The sequence below is a fragment of the Chloroflexota bacterium genome (assembly GCA_026708035.1).
GTDB lineage: Bacteria > Chloroflexota > UBA11872 > UBA11872 > UBA11872 > JAJECS01.
Genome location: JAPOVQ010000012.1, coordinates 1 through 18,618, shown reverse-complemented (window position 1 = coordinate 18,618; position 18,618 = coordinate 1). Strand labels below are relative to the sequence as shown.

Annotated in this window: 19 protein-coding genes; 17 read left to right on the top strand and 2 right to left on the bottom strand. The window is 70.0% G+C overall.

Annotated features, from left to right (window positions below; all coding sequences use genetic code 11):
* Positions 1-4 precede the first annotated feature (4 nt).
* From OXG33_04970 to hisF, 13 genes are all read left to right on the top strand, one after another.
* The gene (locus OXG33_04970) at positions 5-1,141 is read left to right on the top strand and encodes a putative peptidoglycan glycosyltransferase FtsW (GenBank protein MCY4113279.1); all 1,137 of its coding nucleotides are present in this window, start codon (positions 5-7) and stop codon (positions 1,139-1,141) included.
* A complete protein-coding gene (locus OXG33_04965) occupies positions 1,138-2,262 on the top strand; it encodes a glycosyltransferase (GenBank protein MCY4113278.1) in 1,125 nt (374 codons plus the stop codon). Before OXG33_04970 ends, OXG33_04965 begins: the two co-directional genes overlap by 4 nt.
* Positions 2,259-3,653, top strand: a complete 1,395-nt coding sequence (murC, locus tag OXG33_04960; GenBank protein MCY4113277.1) for a UDP-N-acetylmuramate--L-alanine ligase — start codon at positions 2,259-2,261, stop codon at positions 3,651-3,653. The genes OXG33_04965 and murC overlap by 4 nt, the downstream gene beginning before the upstream one ends.
* Positions 3,650-4,573 (top strand): UDP-N-acetylmuramate dehydrogenase, encoded by a 924-nt coding sequence (gene murB / locus OXG33_04955; protein ID MCY4113276.1) that lies wholly within the window; start codon positions 3,650-3,652, stop codon positions 4,571-4,573. Before murC ends, murB begins: the two co-directional genes overlap by 4 nt.
* Positions 4,570-5,337: a cell division protein FtsQ/DivIB gene (locus tag OXG33_04950; GenBank protein ID MCY4113275.1), complete on the top strand. Its 768-nt coding sequence runs from the start codon at positions 4,570-4,572 to the stop codon at positions 5,335-5,337. Before murB ends, OXG33_04950 begins: the two co-directional genes overlap by 4 nt.
* 61 nt (positions 5,338-5,398) lie before the next feature.
* On the top strand, positions 5,399-6,649 hold the full coding sequence (ftsA, locus tag OXG33_04945) for a cell division protein FtsA (protein ID MCY4113274.1): 1,251 nt from the start codon (positions 5,399-5,401) through the stop codon (positions 6,647-6,649).
* A 109-nt stretch (positions 6,650-6,758) separates the two neighbouring features.
* On the top strand, positions 6,759-7,910 hold the full coding sequence (ftsZ, locus tag OXG33_04940) for a cell division protein FtsZ (GenBank protein ID MCY4113273.1): 1,152 nt from the start codon (positions 6,759-6,761) through the stop codon (positions 7,908-7,910).
* A gap of 55 nt (positions 7,911-7,965) precedes the next feature.
* A complete protein-coding gene (locus OXG33_04935) occupies positions 7,966-8,712 on the top strand; it encodes a YggS family pyridoxal phosphate-dependent enzyme (protein MCY4113272.1) in 747 nt (248 codons plus the stop codon).
* The gene (locus OXG33_04930; protein MCY4113271.1) at positions 8,706-8,966 is read left to right on the top strand and encodes a YggT family protein; all 261 of its coding nucleotides are present in this window, start codon (positions 8,706-8,708) and stop codon (positions 8,964-8,966) included. The genes OXG33_04935 and OXG33_04930 overlap by 7 nt, the downstream gene beginning before the upstream one ends.
* Positions 8,967-9,045: 79 nt before the next feature.
* Positions 9,046-10,341 (top strand): histidine--tRNA ligase, encoded by a 1,296-nt coding sequence (gene hisS, locus OXG33_04925; protein MCY4113270.1) that lies wholly within the window; start codon positions 9,046-9,048, stop codon positions 10,339-10,341.
* Positions 10,338-10,970 (top strand): imidazole glycerol phosphate synthase subunit HisH, encoded by a 633-nt coding sequence (gene hisH / locus OXG33_04920; GenBank protein MCY4113269.1) that lies wholly within the window; start codon positions 10,338-10,340, stop codon positions 10,968-10,970. Before hisS ends, hisH begins: the two co-directional genes overlap by 4 nt.
* Positions 10,970-11,701, top strand: coding sequence for a 1-(5-phosphoribosyl)-5-[(5-phosphoribosylamino)methylideneamino]imidazole-4-carboxamide isomerase (gene hisA / locus OXG33_04915; GenBank protein ID MCY4113268.1), 732 nt, complete (start codon positions 10,970-10,972; stop codon positions 11,699-11,701). Before hisH ends, hisA begins: the two co-directional genes overlap by 1 nt.
* On the top strand, positions 11,701-12,480 hold the full coding sequence (gene hisF, locus OXG33_04910) for an imidazole glycerol phosphate synthase subunit HisF (GenBank protein MCY4113267.1): 780 nt from the start codon (positions 11,701-11,703) through the stop codon (positions 12,478-12,480). The genes hisA and hisF overlap by 1 nt, the downstream gene beginning before the upstream one ends.
* A gap of 197 nt (positions 12,481-12,677) precedes the next feature.
* Here hisF and OXG33_04905 read toward each other — a convergent pair whose 3' ends face one another.
* The gene (locus tag OXG33_04905) at positions 12,678-12,833 is read right to left on the bottom strand and encodes a hypothetical protein (protein ID MCY4113266.1); all 156 of its coding nucleotides are present in this window, start codon (positions 12,831-12,833) and stop codon (positions 12,678-12,680) included.
* Positions 12,834-12,859: 26 nt separating this feature from the next.
* Positions 12,860-13,723, bottom strand: a complete 864-nt coding sequence (locus tag OXG33_04900; GenBank protein ID MCY4113265.1) for a dihydrodipicolinate synthase family protein — start codon at positions 13,721-13,723, stop codon at positions 12,860-12,862.
* Between the two features lie 93 nt (positions 13,724-13,816).
* Between OXG33_04900 and OXG33_04895 the strand changes: the two genes are divergently transcribed.
* The 4 genes from OXG33_04895 (at position 13,817) to OXG33_04880 (ending at position 18,512) form a co-directional block, all read left to right on the top strand.
* Positions 13,817-14,986: a zinc-binding dehydrogenase gene (locus OXG33_04895; GenBank protein ID MCY4113264.1), complete on the top strand. Its 1,170-nt coding sequence runs from the start codon at positions 13,817-13,819 to the stop codon at positions 14,984-14,986.
* Positions 14,987-15,210: 224 nt separating this feature from the next.
* Positions 15,211-15,768, top strand: coding sequence for a GNAT family protein (locus OXG33_04890; protein ID MCY4113263.1), 558 nt, complete (start codon positions 15,211-15,213; stop codon positions 15,766-15,768).
* 53 nt (positions 15,769-15,821) lie between these two features.
* On the top strand, positions 15,822-16,850 hold the full coding sequence (locus OXG33_04885) for a phytanoyl-CoA dioxygenase family protein (GenBank protein MCY4113262.1): 1,029 nt from the start codon (positions 15,822-15,824) through the stop codon (positions 16,848-16,850).
* Positions 16,851-16,871: 21 nt separating this feature from the next.
* On the top strand, positions 16,872-18,512 hold the full coding sequence (locus OXG33_04880) for a hypothetical protein (GenBank protein ID MCY4113261.1): 1,641 nt from the start codon (positions 16,872-16,874) through the stop codon (positions 18,510-18,512).
* Positions 18,513-18,618 lie beyond the last annotated feature (106 nt).

Genomic DNA, 18,618 nt, shown 5'->3' with positions numbered 1-18,618 from the left:
GCTGATGGCGACGCAGGCACGGCCCGCCGCGCGTGGGCTCCGCTGGCCGCCGCAGGACCCGATTCTGCTCCTGCTCACGGTGCTGCTGCCCTTGGGCGGCGCGGTCATGGTCGCCAGCGCGCGCATTCCGGCGGTTCTCGGCGAGGGGGCGCCCCTCGACGCCGACACGATTCAGCAGATGATCTTTGGGATCACGGGCCTGGTCCTGGCGTTGGGTCTGAGCGCCGTGGACTACCAGCGCTACGAGCGGGTTGCCCTGCCCGCCCTGGGCATTGCCTGGCTGCTCCTGCTTGGGGTCTACTTCTTCTCGAACGCGCCGCCGCAGCTGGCGGCCCGACGCTGGTTCGTCATCGGCGACTTCACGCTGCAGCCCAGCGAGTTCGCCAAGCTCGCCCTGATTCTGGCCCTGGCCAAGCTGGCCAAACACTTCGGCGACCGCGTGCGGGATTGGCGCATTGGCCTGCTGGGCGGCGGCGGGCTGCTCGCGGCCGTGGTGTTGCCCGTGGTCGCCGAGCCCGACCTGGGAACGGCCGTCACGATGGCGGCGGTGGGTCTGGCCGTGCTGTTCGTGGCCGGCGTCCGGCTGCGGCACCTTGCGGTGCTGCCGATCGGCGCGCTAGCGGCCGGCGCCATATCCATCGCCGTGCACGAGTACCAGCGGGCGCGCGTGCTGGCCTTTCTCACTCGCGACCCCGAGGTCACCAACACCGGCTATCAAGCCGCACAGGCCAAGATCGCCCTGGGCGCCGGCGGCGTCACCGGGCGTGGACTGGGCGCCGGGACGCAGAAATTTCTGCTGCCAGTGCCCGATTCCGACTCAATCTTCGCGGTGATTGGCGAGGAGTTCGGCCTTGTCGGCACCGGCCTCGTGCTGGTGCTGTTTCTCGCGCTGTTCGTACGGGGAATCCAGATCGCGGGCTCGACCGAGGATCCGTTCGGCCGCTTGCTGGCCGTCGGCATCGTCACCCAGCTCACGTTTCAGGCGTTCGTGAACATGGGCGTCGTCACGGGACTGATCCCGGTCACGGGCCTGACGCTGCCGTTTGTGAGCCTGGGCGGCTCGTCGCTTCTTGCTTCGCTGCTGATGATGGGCATCCTGCTCAACGTGGCGCGGAAATCCGCGTTGCAGCGGCGCGAATGAGAATCGTGCTGGCCGGCGGCGGCACCGCCGGACATATCTTTCCGACCCTGGCCGTCGCGCGGCGTTTGCGCAAGCTGCTGGGCGACGCGGAGGGCGACATCACCATCGTGTGCGGGGCGCGCGAGCTCGATCGCGAGCTGTACCGAGGCGTGGAGTTCGATCTCTTCCCGATCCGCGTCCGCGGCATCGTGGGCGTGGGCTTCGCCCGGCTCCCGGCGCGTCTGTGGCGCCTCGGCATCTCGACGGTTGCCGTGTGGCGCGACCTTGGCGCCCGACCGCCCGACGCGATCGTCCTGAGCGGCGGCTACGTCAGCGTGCCCGTCATGCTGGCCGGGTGGCTGCGGGGCATTCCCCGCCTGATCTTCTCGGGCGACGCGCAACTGGGGTGGGCCACCAAGGCGCTGGCCCCGCTGGCGACCGTCGCCACGGTGGCCTTCCGCGAGGCGGTGGGGCAGCTGCGCGGCACACGCGTCGAGTTCACGGGGTATCCCCTGCGGGATGCCTTTGCCAGTCCCGATCGCGACTCGGGCCGGACTCGTGTCGGCGTGGAATCGGACGAGCCTTTGGTGCTGGTGGTCGGCGGCAGCCAGGGCGCGCACGCGGTCAACGCCGCCATCGCGCGGGATCTCACCCATCTGCTCGACCGGGCCGCAATCGTGCATGTCACCGGGCGCGGCGATTTCGAGTGGCTTGCATCGGTGCGCGAGCGCCTTTCCCCCGACCGGCGCGCGCGCTATCACATCCACGCCTTCATCAACGAAGGATTCGCGGACCTCATGGCCGCCGCCGACCTGATCGTGACGCGCTCGGGCGCGACGGCGGTGGCCGAGCTCGGCGCCGTCGGCGCTCCGGCCGTGATCGCGCCCGGCGCATTCGGGGCTGGACACCAAATCGCCACCGCCAACGCCGTCGCCGCGTCCGGCGCGGCGGTCGTGCTGCTCGAGGATGACCTGACCCGCGGCAAGCTGGCGTCGACGATCACCGACCTTTTGGCGGACACGCCGCGCCTGGACCAGATGCGCAGCGCCTCAGCCGCGCGAGGTCGACCGGACGCCGCGGACGCCGTGGCCCGGCTCGCGATCGGGCTTGCCGATCCGACCCGGCAGGCGGCGGCGGCATGAACGCCGCACCCGGCCGGCTGCTCGGGGCGGACGTGCGCCGCGTGCACGTGGTCGGCATTGCCGGCGCGGGCATGTCCGGCGTGGCGGCCGCGCTGATCGATCTCGAGCTCCAGGTCAGCGGCAGCGACCTGCGCGCCACCGCCGCTACGGGACAGCTCGAGTCGCGCGGCGCGCGGATTCATCGCGGCCACGACGCGGGCAACGTGACCGGCGCCGACCTGGTGGTGCATTCCGCCGCCGTTCCCTCGGACAATGTGGAGCTTGTCGCGGCCCGGAGCCGCAGCGTGCCAGTGGCCTCGCGCGCGGCGATCATCGCCGAGCTCTTCAACGCGTCCCGCGGCATCGCCGTCGCCGGCACGCATGGCAAGTCCACCACGAGCGCCATGATCGCGGCGGTGCTGCGGGAGACCGGCCGCGATCCCAGCTTCCTGCTCGGCGCCGCCAGTCCGTCGCTCGATCACGCCAACGGGCGCTACCGACGAGACAGCTGGATGGTGGTGGAAGCCGACGAGTTCGACTCGGCGTTTCTCGCCTACCGGCCGGAGATTGCCGTGATCACAAACCTGGAGCGCGATCACCTGGACTACTTTGGGACCGAGGCGCGCATGGTGGAGGCCTTCGCCGCGTTCGCGGCCGGGCTTCCCGCCGACGCCCGACTGATCGCCCGCGGCGACGTGGCGCATCTGCGACGCGTCGCGGCCGGTGCGCCCACGCCGGCGCTGTGGTTCGGCCCGGACGAAGCGTGGGACCTGGAGACCTACACGCCGGCGGCCGATGGATGCGCGGTGGAGTTTCGCACGCCGCACGGGCCGGTGGCCTGCCGGCTGCCGCTGCGCGGGCGTCATAACGCCTGGAACGCGCTGGCGGCGCTGATGGCCTGCACGCTGGCCGGGGTGCCCGCGTCCGAAGTCGCGCGCGCGATTGAGTCGTTCGGCGGCGTCGAGCGCCGCTTGCAGCTGCGCGCCTGCGGCGGCGGCGTGCGGGTGCTGGAGGACTACGCACACCATCCAACCGCCGTGCGCGCCACCATCGCGGCCGCGCGCGAATTCACCCATCGGCGGCTCTGGGCCATCTACCAGCCGCTGCTCCGCAGCCGCACGCTCGACTTGCTGGACGACTTTGTCGAGGCGTTTGCGGGCGCCGACCGCGTCACCTTTGCCGAGATCTACTCACCGCCAGGCCGCGAGCGGGGCGTCGAGGCGAGCTCGGCGCTGCTGGCCGCCCGGGTGCGACATTCCGACGCGAGCTTTCTCCCGTCGTTCGACGCCATCGCCGACCTGGTGGCCGCCGAGGCGGCCGAGGGCGACGTGATCCTGGTGATGGGGCCCGACTCCGTGACCCCACTGGCCGATCGCATCAGCGTCTGGGTCGAAACGCGGGCCGCGGCATGAGCGGGTCGCTGGCGCTCCCGGGGCACCTCGCCGTGCGCGAGCGCGAGCCACTGGCGCGGCACTCGACCTTCGGCGTGGGCGGCCCGGCCGACCTTTGGGTCGAAGTGCACGCCGTGGATGACTTCGTGGCCGTGCTCGACGCCGCCGAGGCGGCCGGGGCGCCGCGCACGGTGGTGGGACACGGCACGAATCTGCTGGTGGCCGACGAAGGTATCGAAGGCCTGGTGATCAGCAATAACTGCGTCGGATTGACGTTCGACGCGGCCGCCGGCCTGGCGCGCGTCGAATCGGGCCACACGATGGCGCGGCTCGCCCGGCAGGCCGCCGCCGGCGGGCACGCCGGGCTCGGGTTCGCGATCGGGGTGCCCGGGACGGTCGGCGGGGCCGTGTTTGGCAACGCCGGCGCCTGGGGCAGCGATATCGCGGCTGTGCTGGAGTCCGCCGAGGTCTGGTATCCGGACGGCGTGCGGCAGCTTGGCCCCGACGATCTGGCCTTCGACTATCGGCACAGCGCCTTGCAAAACGATCCCCAAACGCCCGTCGTGCTCAGCGCGTCGCTCGGCATCCAGCCCGGCGACCCTGCGGCGCTACAGGCGCAGTTGGAGGCCTTCGCGCGCCGCCGGTTGGATACCCAGCCGCGCGGACAAAACGCCGGCTCGTTCTTCAAGAACCCGAGCGGAGACTACGCGGGGCGTCTCATCGAGTCCGCGGGACTCAAGGGATGCGCTCGCGGCGGTGCCTTCGTGTCCCCGATGCACGCCAACTTCATCAGCAACGACGGCACCGCCACGGCGGCGGACATTCTGGCGCTGGCCTTGCACGTGCAGACCATCGTCCAGCAGCGGCACGGGATTCGCCTGGAGCCGGAAGTTCGCATGCTGGGTCGCTGGCAGGCCGCGGCCTCGGAGCTGATGGCATGACGGCCGACCCCCGCCCGTGGCACGTCCATCTGCTCTCGCTCGGCATCGCCGGCCTGGCCACCATCCTGCTGGTGTGGATGCTCACGTCGCCCGTGCTGAAGGTGCGCAACATCACGGTGCACCGTGCCGCGTCGTCGCCGCCCCCGGTGGTGAGCGCGGAGCAGATCGAGTCGTTGGTCGGCCAGTTCGTCGGGGCCAGCGTGTTTCGCGTCGACACCGCCGCCATCCGCGACGAGCTGCTCGAGATTCCGGGCGTGGCCGACGCGCTGGTCGACGTCGCCGTGGATGGCCATCTGACCGTGACCATCGCCTACGACGCGCCCGTGGCGAACTGGATTGTCGGCGGACAGAGCTACCTGGTTGATGCCGACGGCCAGATCTTGGCGGCGCGCTATCGGCCCGACCTCGAATTGACCATCGAGGACACCGGCGCGCGCGAGACCGCTCCGGGCGAGCACGTCAATCTCCCCGCCCTGCTCGCCGCCCACCAGTTGCAGAGCAACCTGCCGCTGCTGCGGGTGTTCCCCAACCGGATCCAATACTCGGCCGGCAACCTCACGGTCATCGACCATTCCGGTCGCGAGCTGCAGTTCGGCGGCATTGAGCGACTCGAGCCGAAGCTCGTGGCGCTGCAGGCCGTGCTCGAGCGAGCCAACCGCCGCGGTGAGCGCGTCGCGTCCGTGGATCTGCGCCCCGTGGACCGCCCGACCTATCGCACCACCAACGCCCCGCCGCTGATCAGCACGATCGGGGATTCCCCGTGAGATAGCAGCAGCGGAGTTCGCTGAGTCGGCAGACATCCGGGGGGCACTGGAGGAGCAGACGTTGGGACGCAATCGAACGGTCGTCGGGTTGGACGTAGGCACGACTAAGACCTGCGTGGTCGTTGGTCAGGAATATCGGGACACGCAGTTGCATGTCCTGGGCATCGGCACGGCGCCATCGCTCGGCCTCAAGGGCGGGCAGGTGGTGGACATCGTGCAGACGATCAAGGCGATCGACGAGGCGGTGATGCGCGCCGAGGAGGTCTCGCAGACGCGGGTGCGGCACGTGGTGGCCGGCATCGCCGGGGGGCACCTGCAGTCACACAGCCAGCACGCCGAGCTGCGGCTCGGCGCCGACGACCCGACGGTGCGGCCGCGTCATATGAACAGCATCGTGCGCACGGCGGCGGCCATCTCGCTGCCGGCCGAGCGCGAGATCGCCGCCGTGATTCCCAAGACCTTCAGCGTGGACCACCTGACCGACGTGCTGGACCCGCGCGGGCTCACCGGGCGCTGCCTGCAGGTCGAGGCCCACGTGGTGACGGGCGCCACCAACGCCATGACCAACCTGGAGCGCTGCGTGACGGGGGCCGGATGCGAGGTTCGCGACCGCGTCCTGCAGCCGCTGGCGTCGGCGGCGTCCTGTCTCACCGAGGACCAGCGGCGGGAAGGCGCCGCCGTGGTCGACATCGGCGGCGGCACGACCGACGTGGCGATCTACGTGGGCGACGCCTGCTGGCACATTGCCGTGCTGCCCATGGGCGGGGCGCTCGTCACATCCGACATCGCGCGGGGCCTGCGGCTGCCGCTGCGAGTGGCCGAGGCCCTCAAGATCCAGCATGGTCGGGCCGATCCCTACGTCGATGCCGACGAGTCGGCCGTCGAGGTCCCGGGCTTCGACTACGGCGCGCCGGTCGCGGTTCGCCGCCGCGACCTGGCCCAGGTCATCGACGCGCGCATGGAGGAAATCTTCACCCACGTGAAGGATGAAATCGTGCGCAGCGGGTATTACGACGTGCTCACGGCGGGCGTCGCCCTGACGGGCGGCGGGTCGCTGATTCCGGGTCTGGCGGCCAAGGCGTCCGAGATTCTGGAGCTGCCCGTGGCTCTGGGCCGGCCGCAGGCGCTCTGGGGCCTCGACGAGGGCATGCGCGAGCCGCAGTTCAGCACGGCCATCGGCCTGACGCTCATGGGGGCGACGCCGCGCCCGGATCACGGGTGGTTGGATCAGCGGCCCGTGCGGCGAGCCGGCGGGGTGCTCACCAACTTCGGTTCGTGGCTGCGCGGCCTGGTCGCACCAGCCGCAGCCTGACGAAATGTCCCACAGACGCTTTACTGTTGTGCATAATGAGTAGCCGAACGCGCGAGCTGACCGCAATGACGTCCGCCAGCGCTGGACTCCGGCGACAGGGGACCAAGACATGAACGACGATACCGGCAGCACGGGCCGCATTACACGACTCACGACGCCGCGGCGCGAGGCGTCCCAGCCTCCCAGCGAGCAATCCGCCACCATCAAGGTAGTCGGCGTGGGCGGGGGCGGGAGCAATGCCGTCGACCGGATGATCGACGTGGACGTCAGCGGCGTGGATTTCATCACTGTCAACACGGACGCGCAGGCGCTGATGCGCTCGCAAGCCTCGGTGCGCGTGCACATTGGTGAAAAGGCCACCCGCGGGCTTGGGTCCGGCGGCAACCCGGCGCTGGGCCACAAGGCAGCCGAAGAATCCGCCGAGGATCTGCGCCAGGCGCTCGACGGGGCCGACATGATCTTCATCGCCGCCGGCATGGGCGGCGGCACGGGCACGGGCGGCGCTCCGGTCGTGGCCGAGATCGCGCAGGAAAGCGACGCGCTGACCGTGGGCGTCGTTACCCGTCCGTTCGCATTCGAAGGCACGGCGCGCGCGCGCGTGGCCGATGAAGGCATCCAAGATCTCGCGGAGGGCGTCGACACCCTGGTGGTGATCCCCAACGACCGACTACTCAACGTGGCCGACGCCAAATCGACGATCAGCGAGGCCTTCGCGCTGGCCGACGACGTACTGCGACAGGCGATCCAGGGCGTCTCGGACCTCATCACCATGCCTGGGCTGATCAACCTGGACTTCAACGACGTGCGGGCCGTCATGACCGATGCCGGCACCGCGCTCATGGCCATGGGCGAGGGCCAGGGCGAAACCCGCGCCACCGACGCCGTCACCCAGGCCCTCAACAGCCCGCTGCTCGATACCTCCATGGACGGCGCGCGTGGCGTGCTGCTGAACTTCACGGGCGGCTCGGACATGACGCTGTACGAGGTGAACGAGGCGGCGGAGATCGTGGCCAAGACGGCCGATCCGAACGCCAACATCATCTTCGGCACCGTGGTCGACGAGGCGCTCGAAGGTCGAATTCACGTCACGGTGATCGCGACGGGCTTCCAGCTCGAGCGCAAGGAAATGCGACCCGCCGCGCGGACGCGCGTGCGAACGCCGGCCTCGCCCCGGGTGCGCGAGCTGGACTTCTCGCCCGGTCCCGACGACCAGCCCGAGATCGAGATTCCGGCATTCCTGCGGCGCCGGTCCGCCGGGTAATCGCACGACCGACCGCCAACCGTCGCCGGCGCCCGTCCGCGCCTAGAATGGCGGGATGCAGGGTGCGCCAACGGTCGATGAGGGACTTCGCCTGCGCATCGCGGCGGTGCGCCGGGAGATCGCGGCAGCCTGCGCCGCGGCCGGCCGTTCGCCCGAATCCGTCGAGCTGGTGGCGGTGACCAAGACCGTGCCCGTCGACGTGGTGCGCGCGGCGCTTGCCGCGGGTCTCACGACCTTCGGCGAGAATCGGGTCCAGGAGGCCGATGCGAAGATTCCCCAGGTGGGCGGCGGGACGTGGCACCTCATCGGGCACCTGCAGCGCAACAAGGCGCGGACGGCGGTCCAGCGCTTTGCCTGCATCCAGAGCGTCGACTCCCCACGACTGGCCCGCCGGCTGGACGCAGTGCGCGACAACCGCCCCGTGGACGTGCTGGCGCAGGTGAATCTCACCGGCGCGCCCACGCAAGAGGGCGTGGCGCCGAAAGAACTTGAAGGACTGTGCGAGGTGATCGACCGCGAGACCGGTCTCATCCTGCGCGGCCTGATGACCATCGGCCCGCTGCGGGGCGATCTGGCGGCCCTACGCGCCTGCTTTCGCGAGCTGCGTGAGACGCGCGACGCGCTGCGCCCGAAGCTCCCCAACCAGCCGCTGACGGAGCTGTCGATGGGCATGACCGACGACTTCGGCGCGGCGATCGCCGAGGGCTCGACGATGATTCGCGTGGGACGGGCTATCTTTGGCAGTCGCCCGACGGCCGCGAGCGCCGGGCCCGCGCCGCCATCGATGGACTCGCCATGCTGATCGGCCTCATCAGCTTTCTCGAAATCCTGGTCACGATCCTGGTCTTCGCGATCGTGGGCCGGGCGCTGCTGTCCTGGTTCGTGCAAGACCCCAGCCACCCGCTGATGCGTCTGCTCATTGACGTCACCGAGCCGATTCTGGCGCCGATCCGCAATCGACTGCCCTCGTCCTGGATGATCGACCTGTCGCCGCTGATTGCGATCGTGGTCATCCAAATCGTGTGGCGGTTGATCGTGGCGCTCGCGCTGCCGTAGCGCGATGCCGTGTCTGCCTTGCAGTCCCGCGGCGCGGGCGCAGCTCGAATAGCCATGTCTTCGCCGAAGCCCAACAACCGTGCCTAGCTCCGGTCTCCAGCGACCGCGCGGCACGTCCGACCGCTTGCCGGCCGACGCGCCCGCGTGGGACGGCGTCCTGGGCGCATTCGCGCGCGAGTGCCGCCTGCGAAACTTCCAGCCGATCAGCACGCCGACGTTCGAGGCCACCGAGCTGTTCGACAAGGGCACCGGTGCGACCACGGACATCGTGCAGAAGGAGATGTACACCTTCGACGACCGCGGGGGCGACTCATTGACCCTGCGGCCCGAGGGCACGCCGTCCATCGTGCGCGCCTATCAGCAGCACGGCATGCACGTGTTGCCGCAGCCGGTGAAGCTCTACTACGTGCTGCCGGTGTTTCGGTATGACCGTCCGCAGGCCGGCCGCTTGCGCGAGCACCACCAGATCGGCGCCGAGGCATTGGGCGACCCCAACCCGGCGGTGGACGCCGAGGTGATCGATCTGCTCTGGAGCACGCTTCGCGCACTCGGGATCTCGGACCTCGCGCTGCACGTCAACTCGCTCGGGGACCCGGAGTCGCGGCCGGAATACCGCGCCGCCCTGGTGGCCTTCTTCACGCCGTACTCGGACAGGATGTGCGCCGATTGCCAGACGCGGCTGACGCAAAACCCGCTGCGGCTGCTCGATTGCAAGAAACCGCCGTGCGAGCGCGTCAGCGCCGATGCGCCGCGTTCGCTCGATTACCTCGGCGACGCCGCGCGCGAGCACTTCGATACGCTGCGAAGCCTGCTCGGGGCGCTGGGTATTCCCTGCACTCTGGACCACCGGCTGGCCCGCGGCCTGGACTATTACAACCGCACCGTGTTCGAGATCGTGCCGCCCGACGGCAGCGCGCAGAGCACCGTCGGCGGCGGCGGCCGCTACGACTTCCTGGCCGAGACGCTCGGCGGTCCGCATCTGCCGGGCGTCGGGTTCGGCAGTGGCATCGAGCGCATCCTGCTCAATCGCCGGCGCGTCGGGCTCGAGGAAGCGTCGCCTCCAACGCCCGATGTGTATGTGGCGCCCCTGGCCGATGCGGCGCTGACGGTCGTGACCACCGTGGCCGCAGGGTTGCGGCAGGCGGGCATCGCCACCGAGGTCGGATTTTCCGCCGCCAGCCCGCGGTCGCACCTGCGCCGCGCCAACGCCGTCGGCGCGCGGGTGGCGCTGATCGTCGGCAATCGCGAGGTCGAGGCCGGGCGCGTGTCCCTCAAGCCCCTCGACGGCGGCGACCAGGTGGACGTGGCGCTCGACGACGTCGTGTCGTCCACGCAGGCCATCCTCGCCGCTCCGGCAGCCGCGAGCGACGCATGATCGCGGTCGTCGACTACGGCGCCGGCAATCTGCACAGCGTGGAGCGCGCGCTGCGGCACGTCGGCGCCGAGATCACCGTGACCCACGATCCGTCCGAGATCGCCGACGCCACCGGCGTCGTCCTGCCCGGCGTCGGGGCCGCCGCCGATACCATGCGCGGCCTGGAACGCGCCGGCGTGATTCCCGCCATCCTGGACGCGATTGACGGCGGCGTGCCCTACCTGGGCATTTGCATGGGGCTCCAGGTGCTCTACGAGGCCAGCGACGAGGACGGCGGCACGACGTGCCTCGGCGTGGTACCGGGCCGCGTGGTGCGCTTCCCGCCCAGCCGGCACGTGCCGCACATGGGCTGGAACCAGGTCCGCCAGCAGGTTGAGTCGCCGCTGTTCGCGGGCATCCCGCAGGACGCCAACTTCTACTTCGTGCACTCGTACTTCGCGCCTGTTGACGGCGCGGCGCACGTGGCCGCGACGACCGACTACAGCGTGACCTTCGCCAGCGCGCTGCTGCGCGACAACCTCTTCGCCACGCAGTTTCACCCGGAAAAAAGCGGCGCCGCGGGTCTGCGGCTCTACGCCAACTTCGCGCGCCTGGCGGGACAGCGCCCGCGCGACGAGGCCGGTCCGTGATGGAGGTCTATCCCCCCATCGATATCCGCGGCGGTCGCTGCGTGCAGTTGGTGCAAGGCGACTTCGACCGGGAGACGGTGTTCTACGACGATCCGGTGGAAGCGGCCCGGCACTGGCTGGAGCAGGGCGCGTCGTGGTTGCACGTCGTCGATCTCAACGGGGCCCGCGTCGGGGTCAGCACGAACGCGGCGGTCATCGAGGACATCATCGAGGTCGCGGGTGATGTCCCGGTGCAGGTCGCGGGCGGCATCCGCTCGCAGGCCGATGTCGAGCGGGTGCTGGGGCATGGGGCCGCGCGCGTCGTATTGGGCACCGCCGCCGTGCGCGATCCCGAAATGCTGGCGAGCGCCGCCGCCGCCCATCCGGGCCGGATTGCCGTGGCGGTTGAGGGGCGCCAGGGCATGGCGGTCACCGACGCCTGGGCGAAGGAATCCACGCTGCCGGTCAGCGAGTTGGCGGCGCGGGCCGTGGAAGCCGGCGCCGCGGCCATCATGTACACGGACGTGGTGGTCGAGGGCATGCTCAAGGGACCAAACGTCGCAGGCACGCGCGACCTGGTCGAGCAGGTCGGGCAACACCTGCCGGTCGTCGCTTCGGGCGGCGTGGCGTCGCTCGACGATATCGTCCGGCTGCGCGACGCCGGGGCGTCAGGCGTCATCATCGGCAGCGCCCTGTACCGCGGGGCGTTCTCGCTTGGCGAGGCTATTCAGGCCGCCGCCGGTGAAGCCTGATGCTGACCCGCCGCATCATTCCCTGTCTCGACGTCAAGAACGGCCGCAACGTGCGCGGCGTGAAATTCTCAGCCGACGTGGACGCCGGCGATCCCGTCGAGCTGGCCGCACGCTACGACCGGGAGGGCGCCGACGAGCTGGTCTTTTACGACATCACGGCATCCGCCGAGGGCCGCGACATCATGGGCGACCTGGTCGAGCGGGTGGCGTCGGAGGTCTTCATTCCGCTCACCGTGGGCGGCGGGCTGCGCAACGCCGACGACATGTACGCCATGCTGCGGCGGGGGGCGGAGAAGGTGTCCATCAACAGCGCCGCCCATCGCGACCCCGACTTGATTCGGATCGGCGCCGATCGGTTCGGGTCACAGTGCATCGTGCTTTCCATCGATGCGCAGCTTCGGAGCGACCGGGATTCGCCCTGGTGGGAGGTGGTGCTGGATGGCGGGCGCTCGCCCACCGGCCTGGACGCCATCGAGGTCGCCCAGCGCGGTGTCGAGCTTGGCGCGGGCGAGATCGTGATGAACAGCATCGACGCCGACGGCACGCGCGCCGGATATGACCTGGACCAGCTGCGCGCCGTCTGCGACGCCGTGCCGGTGCCGGTCGTCGCCTCGGGCGGGGCCGGGTCGATCGAGCACATCCGCGAGGCGCTGGTCGAGGGCCGCGCGCACGCTGCGCTGGCGGCGTCGATCTTTCACTTCAAGATGATCAGCATCGAGCGCGTCAAGCGCGAGCTCGTGGCCGCGGGGCTGCCAATGCGCATGGACCCGTTCGCGTAGGTCGCGGTCTCCCGGCAGTCCGTCCGTCATTCCGAAGGCGGGAGACCCTTGCAAAGCCGCACCGGCAGGGACCGGGGAGCGGGTCCGGTCCCCTCTCCCTTGAAGGGAGAGGGTTAGGGTGAGGGTGATCCGGGGCGTGGGCGTGAAGTATTGACCATTCTTCAAATGGCCTCCGCAGGCGGGGATCCAGGCCGGGCCTAACCGTCGTCGACCGGCAGCTCCGGGGCAACGCCCGCGGGCGCGTCGCTAGGCTGACGCCGCGTCGCGGCGCGCCATAGTCGATACCCCACATCGAGCCCGATTCCGAGCACAATCGTCCCCACGATCACAAAGAAAACGATCGTCTCAGTCATGGGCGCATCATGCCGGGTGCGGGCGGTCAGCCGATGCCAAGCGTCTCACAGAGTCGATCGAGCTTGCGCAGCGCCTCGGCGGCCAAGCGGCTCTCCGCCGGCGCGCGGAAGTGGCTGTGCGCAATCACGCCCTCGCGCCGCAGCATCTCCTTATACACCGCCCCGCCGATGGCGTTGAGGGGCACGATCTCCCGCTGCCAGGTCTCGCGGGCGGCATCGCGATTGCCCGCGTGCCACAGGTCCCAGATGCGCGCGAATGAGCCGACCAGGGCGGCGTGCGGCATGGTGCCCTGCGACCCGATTTCCAACTCCTCGATGAGCGCGCCGCCACTGGCGCCGCCGATGATCGTGACGCGGTCGCCGGCCTTGGCGATGGCCTCGGCGACGGACTCCGCCGGCGGGGCGCTCTCGACCTTGGCGTATTGGATTTGCGGCACCGCCCGCGCCAGCGCCGCCAGCTCGTCGCCCGAGAGATGCGCGCCGGTCATCACCTGCACGACGAGGGGAATGCGAATGGATGCGGCCACGGCCCTGAAATAGCCGTGGAGCTCCGCTTCCGCCAGGCCGTTGGCCGGCGGAATCAGCATCACCGCCGACGCGCCGAGCGCTTCCGCCTCCTGGCTTGCGCGCACGGCAAGGACGGTGGCGGGATGCCCGGTTGACATAACAACCGGTACGCGACCCCGCGCCTGCTCGATGACGACCCTCGCCACCAGCGTGCGCTCCGCCTCGCTCAGCTTGGGCATCTCGCTGCCGAAGGCGATCCCCAGCCCGTGAGCGCCGGCGTCAATGCAGTAGTCCACCTCGCGGCGCAGGCTCTCCTCGTCCACCCGGTCCTCGAGATCGAACGGAGTCTTGAGAATGGGAATGACGCCGCGGATATCGCCCATGACCCGTTGCTCCGGCGGATGGCTGCGCGACATTGATAGCAGAGCGCATTGTGGCGGGCATACTGAAGCCCGAGTTTTTCGTCGATTGAGCCAATGACCAGCGCCGCTGCCGACATTCGCGTAGTGACCTTTGACGGTCCCGGCACGCCCCCGGTGCTGCGGCGCGTTCCCCGTCCCTCGATCCCGCCGCGCGGCGCGCTGATTCGCATCGAGGCTTGCGGCGTCTGCGGCACCGATCTGCACATCCTGCAGGGGCACTGGCCGGGCGCGTTGCCCTGGCCGATCACACTGGGTCACGAGCTGGCCGGCGTCGTGGAAGAGATCGGACCGCAGCTCCGCACGGACGCCACTGGCGCGCCGCTCCGCGAAGGCGATCACGTCATGCTGCCGCCGCTCAACGCCTGCGGCGCGTGCGAGGTCTGCGTGGAATCGCCCGAGCGCGCCAACAAGTGCCTCAACCCGACCTACTACGGGCGCAAGATTCCCTTCGAGCGGCCGCCGCACCTCTGGGGTGGTTGGGCCGACATGCTGTTCGTGGATCTGGACGCCTTCCCCGCCACCAAGCTCTTTCGCCTGCCGGACGACATGCCGCTGATGGTGGGCACGCTGGTCGAGCCCTACAGCTCGGTGACGCGGGCCTTCAATCGGGTCGACGCGTTGGGTCTTGGGGCGGGTACCGCGGGCGCGTCGGTGGTGATCCAGGGCGCCGGGCCCATCGGCTTGCTCGCCACCGTGGCCGCGCGTCAGCGGGGGGCCGCGCCGGTGGTGACCGTCGGCGATCCGGAGACGCCGCGACTGGCCCTGGCGCGCGCGTTTGGCGCCGATGCCACCGTGTCGCTCGCGGCGACGCCCGACGCGGCGTCTCGCATCGCCGCCGTGCGCGAGGCCGTGGGCGGCAGCGGCGCGGACATTGTGATCGGGTGCTCGGGCAATCCCGCCGCCGGACCCGAGGGCGTGGAGATGCTGCGTGACGGCGGGACCTTCGTGGAGATGGGGCAGTTCACCGACGCCGGCAGCTTCGACACCAGCTGGCATCGCATCTGCACCAAGGAGATTCAACTGCTCGGCAGTTGGGCGTTCGCGCCGGACGAGGTCGCCCAGGCCATGCGCGATCTGCACGCCATTCAGTCCGACCATGACTGGCCGCGCCTGCACACCAACTTCGACCTGAGCGAGGAAGGCGTGACCGCCGCAATCGATGCGGCCACGCAGATGACCGCCCTCAAGGCGACCGTGGTGCCGGGGATGGCGGACGACGCCTGACCGGCCGCCGACATTCCGTTTCCGAATTCGACAAATCGCGGGCGCCCACAAGAGGCGCCCCGACAGCGGACTCGGACGTGTAGGGGCAGCCCTTGTGGCTGCCCGCAATCTCCGGTGGCTCGCGCTGCGTGCAGCGTGGGACCGGCCGTGGCTGAACCTCCCATGCTGCGCGCAGCATGGGCCACCGGACCAGAGCCCGTCCGAATGGCGTACGCTAGCCTGCAATGGAGCACCTGCCTCGCACGATTCGCACGCCGCGACTGACCCTGCGGCCGTTCGAATTGCGCGACGTTGAGCCCCGCCAGGCCTATTGCAACGACGCCGAGTGGGCTCGCTATTTCCCGCTTCCGTACCCGTATACCCGTCGTGACGCGGAGGAATTCGTCGTGGGGCGGCTGGTGGATGATTGGGGCAAGGATCCGTCGTGGTGGGCAGCCGATCTGGACGGGGAACTGATCGGCCACATCGGGATGTGGCCCGACCCGCAGAACCGCCACGCGGAGGTCGGCTATGCCATTGCCAGGCCGCGGTGGGGCCAGGGCTTCGCCACCGAGGTCGTGAGCGCCGTGGTCAACGCGGTGTTCACCACCACCGACTTCGAGCGCGTCTACGCCCGAGTCGACGTGCGCAATGGCGCCTCACGGCGCGTGCTGGAGAAGGTGGGCATGGTCCAGGTCGGCGAGGTGCGCGGCAACCGCGTCGCGCATGGCCTGCGCGTCGACGACGCCTACTACGCGGTGCTGAAGAGCGACTGGCCGCCCGCGGGAGATGCGAGCGACTGAGCCCGCGCGGCGCTATCATCGCTGCCGTCACCGCCCGCAATTCCTGTGGTGCCATGAACGAGTTTCGCGACTCGACCGACCTCGTCGGCGATGCCGACCGCCTGCGCGCCCGCGCCGAGGAAGATGGCTACCTCTTTATTCGCGGCCTGTTGCCGGCGGCCAACCTGGAGCGCGTGCGGCTGGAGTTTCTCGAGGTCCTGCGCGACCTGGGCTATGCCGACGCCGACGGCTACCGCGACCAACTGGTGAACCCCGCCGGAATCCCGGACGGTCGCGGGAGCATCCCCAACGACACCTACGCGCGGCTCTATCTCCTCGAATCGTTCCACGCGCTGCAGCTCGAGCCGGCGTTGCTGGGAGTCATGGAGGCTTTGCTCGAACCCCCGGTGCTGGCGCATCCCAGCATCATCGCGCGCGTGATGTTCCCGCAGCGCGAGATGTTCACCACGCCCGCGCACCAGGACTTCCCGCACGTGCAGGGCTCGGCCGACGTCTACACGGCGTGGTTTCCCCTGCACGACCTGCCGGCGTCGATGGGCGGGTTGGCGGTCGCGGCCCGCTCGCACCGCCGGGGCGTCTACGACTACCGCCCGGCGCTCGGGGCGGGCGGCATCGCCGTGATCGATCCGCTGGAAGGCGCCTGGGCGACCAACGAGTTCCGCCAGGGCGACGTTCTCATCTTTCACAGTCTCACGGTGCACCGGGGCCTGCCGGTGACGGGCGACAGGATCCGCATATCGGTCGACGGCCGCTATCAATGCGCCGGCGAGCCCGTGCTCCAACGGACCCTGCTGCCGCACATGGGCGTGACAACGTGGGAAGAGGTCTACGCCGGTTGGGCGTCCGACGACTTGAAGTACTACTGGTCCGACCTCCAGACCACGATCGCCGACGTCAACAATGTCCATCTCGAGCAGGTGGACGCTCGGACCCTCGAGGAGTTCGAAGACGGCTCCCTGTCGCCCGAGCTGGTGAGGAAGTCGATCGGCGCGTTGGAGCGAATCATCGAACGTGACGATCCCGAGCTGCGCGAGCGGGCGGAAGCGGTGCTGGCCGCGCATGCCGCATCCGACGACTCATAGGCGCCGGGGGCAGGTGAGGGAATGACGGTCCGCTCCGCCTCCGACGACGCGCAGCCGCACGACGCTCCGGCGCCCGCCGCGCATGGGCGCGGCCCGCGTCGCGTGGGGAACGTCAACACCACGGACATACGCAGCGCCATCGAGCTGGGCACGCGCGCCATGGCCCGCTCCTTCAACGCGGACGACGACGATCTGCCCTTCATGTACTCCCGGCTGTGGCCCGACGGGTGGTTTGGGTTCAGCCCGTGGCACTGCGCCGTGCAGGTGTCGGGGCGTCACCTGGAGTCGATGCTGCGGGCCGCCGAGGTGACCGGCGCGCCGGTGGATGAGGAAGCCATCGCCAAGCACACGCGGGGGGCGTTGTTCTCCTTCACGGGACCGGTGCCGCTGCCCTGCAACCGGCGCGAGATGGGCGGGCCGCTCGTGGAGGTTGACGAGCACAGCATTCGGGAGGGGTTCCACGGGCTCAACGCGCTGGTGCGGCACCGAGGCAACGACCAGGCGGCTGAGCTGGCCGAGCGCTGCATCGCCGCCATTCGAGAATTCTGGTCGCCCGAGCGCGGCTGGGACCTGGCGTCGCTCAATGCCCGGTCCGGCCTGGACTTTCAGGCGCGCCCGACCTTCGTCGAGGGTGTGGGTCGAGCCATCGGGCCGTTGGTCAAGTACGTCCGCACGACCGGATCGGACGCGGCGCTGGAGCTGGCGCAGACGTTGAAGGACCACGCGCTGGACAAGTTCTTCCTGCCCGACGGCTCCTACGAAACCGAACGCTTCGGGGCGCACGGGCACTCGACGACGTGCGTCATGTCGTCGCTGGCCCAGCTGGCCGATCTGACCGACGACGCGGCATTGCTGGAGCGCGTGCGGACGTTCTATGACGGGGGGCTGTGGACCATCCGCGACGAAATTGGCTGGGTGATGGAGCGCAGCGACGCGGGCCGCAACCCGGACCAGGGCGAGCTGAACAACACCGGCGACGTGCTGGAAACGGCGCTGATTCTGGCGCGACGGGGCTATCCGAGCTACTACGACGACGCCGAGCAGATGCTGCGCGCGCACATACTGCCGTCGCAGTTCCGGGACACGTCGTTCACCGGGCTGCCGCCGGAGCCCGACGACAGCGACGCGCGCCGCGACGTGGCCGATCGCGCGCTGGGAATGTTCGGATTCTGCGCGCCCTACGCGCACCGGCCCATCGGAATTCCGGAAGTCGCGCCCAGCTGGGACATCGTTGCCGGCACCACCGGATCGCTATGCGAGGCGTTCGCTGACGCAGTGCGCCGCGACGGCGACGTCACCCGCGTAAATCTGTGGTTCGACCGCGACACCGCCGACGCGCGCGTGGAATCGGACTATTCCGAGGGCATGCTGCGGATCACGCCGCTTCGCGGCGGCCCCCTTGCAGTGCGGATTCCGGAGTGGCTCAGCCCAGGCGATATCGAGGTCGCGCCGGCCCGGCTCGAGCACCGTTTCGCGGGCGGCTATCTGGAGTTCCCGAACCCAACGCCGAATCAGGCCATCACCTTGCACGCGGCGCTGCCCACGCGGGAGCTGGTGTTGAACCACCGCACCCGCGACATCCGCGTGCGGTTGCGCGGCGCCGCGGTCGATGCCATGGACAGCTTCGGCACCGACTTCACCTACTTCGACCCGCTCGACTGACGGAGGGCGGGCAGCCACGAGGGCTGCCCCTACAAAACGCGCCCGTGCGGTTGCCGCCCTTCGCGTAGGGGCGTCCCTGGTGGGCGCCCGGACCGCCGCGCACCAG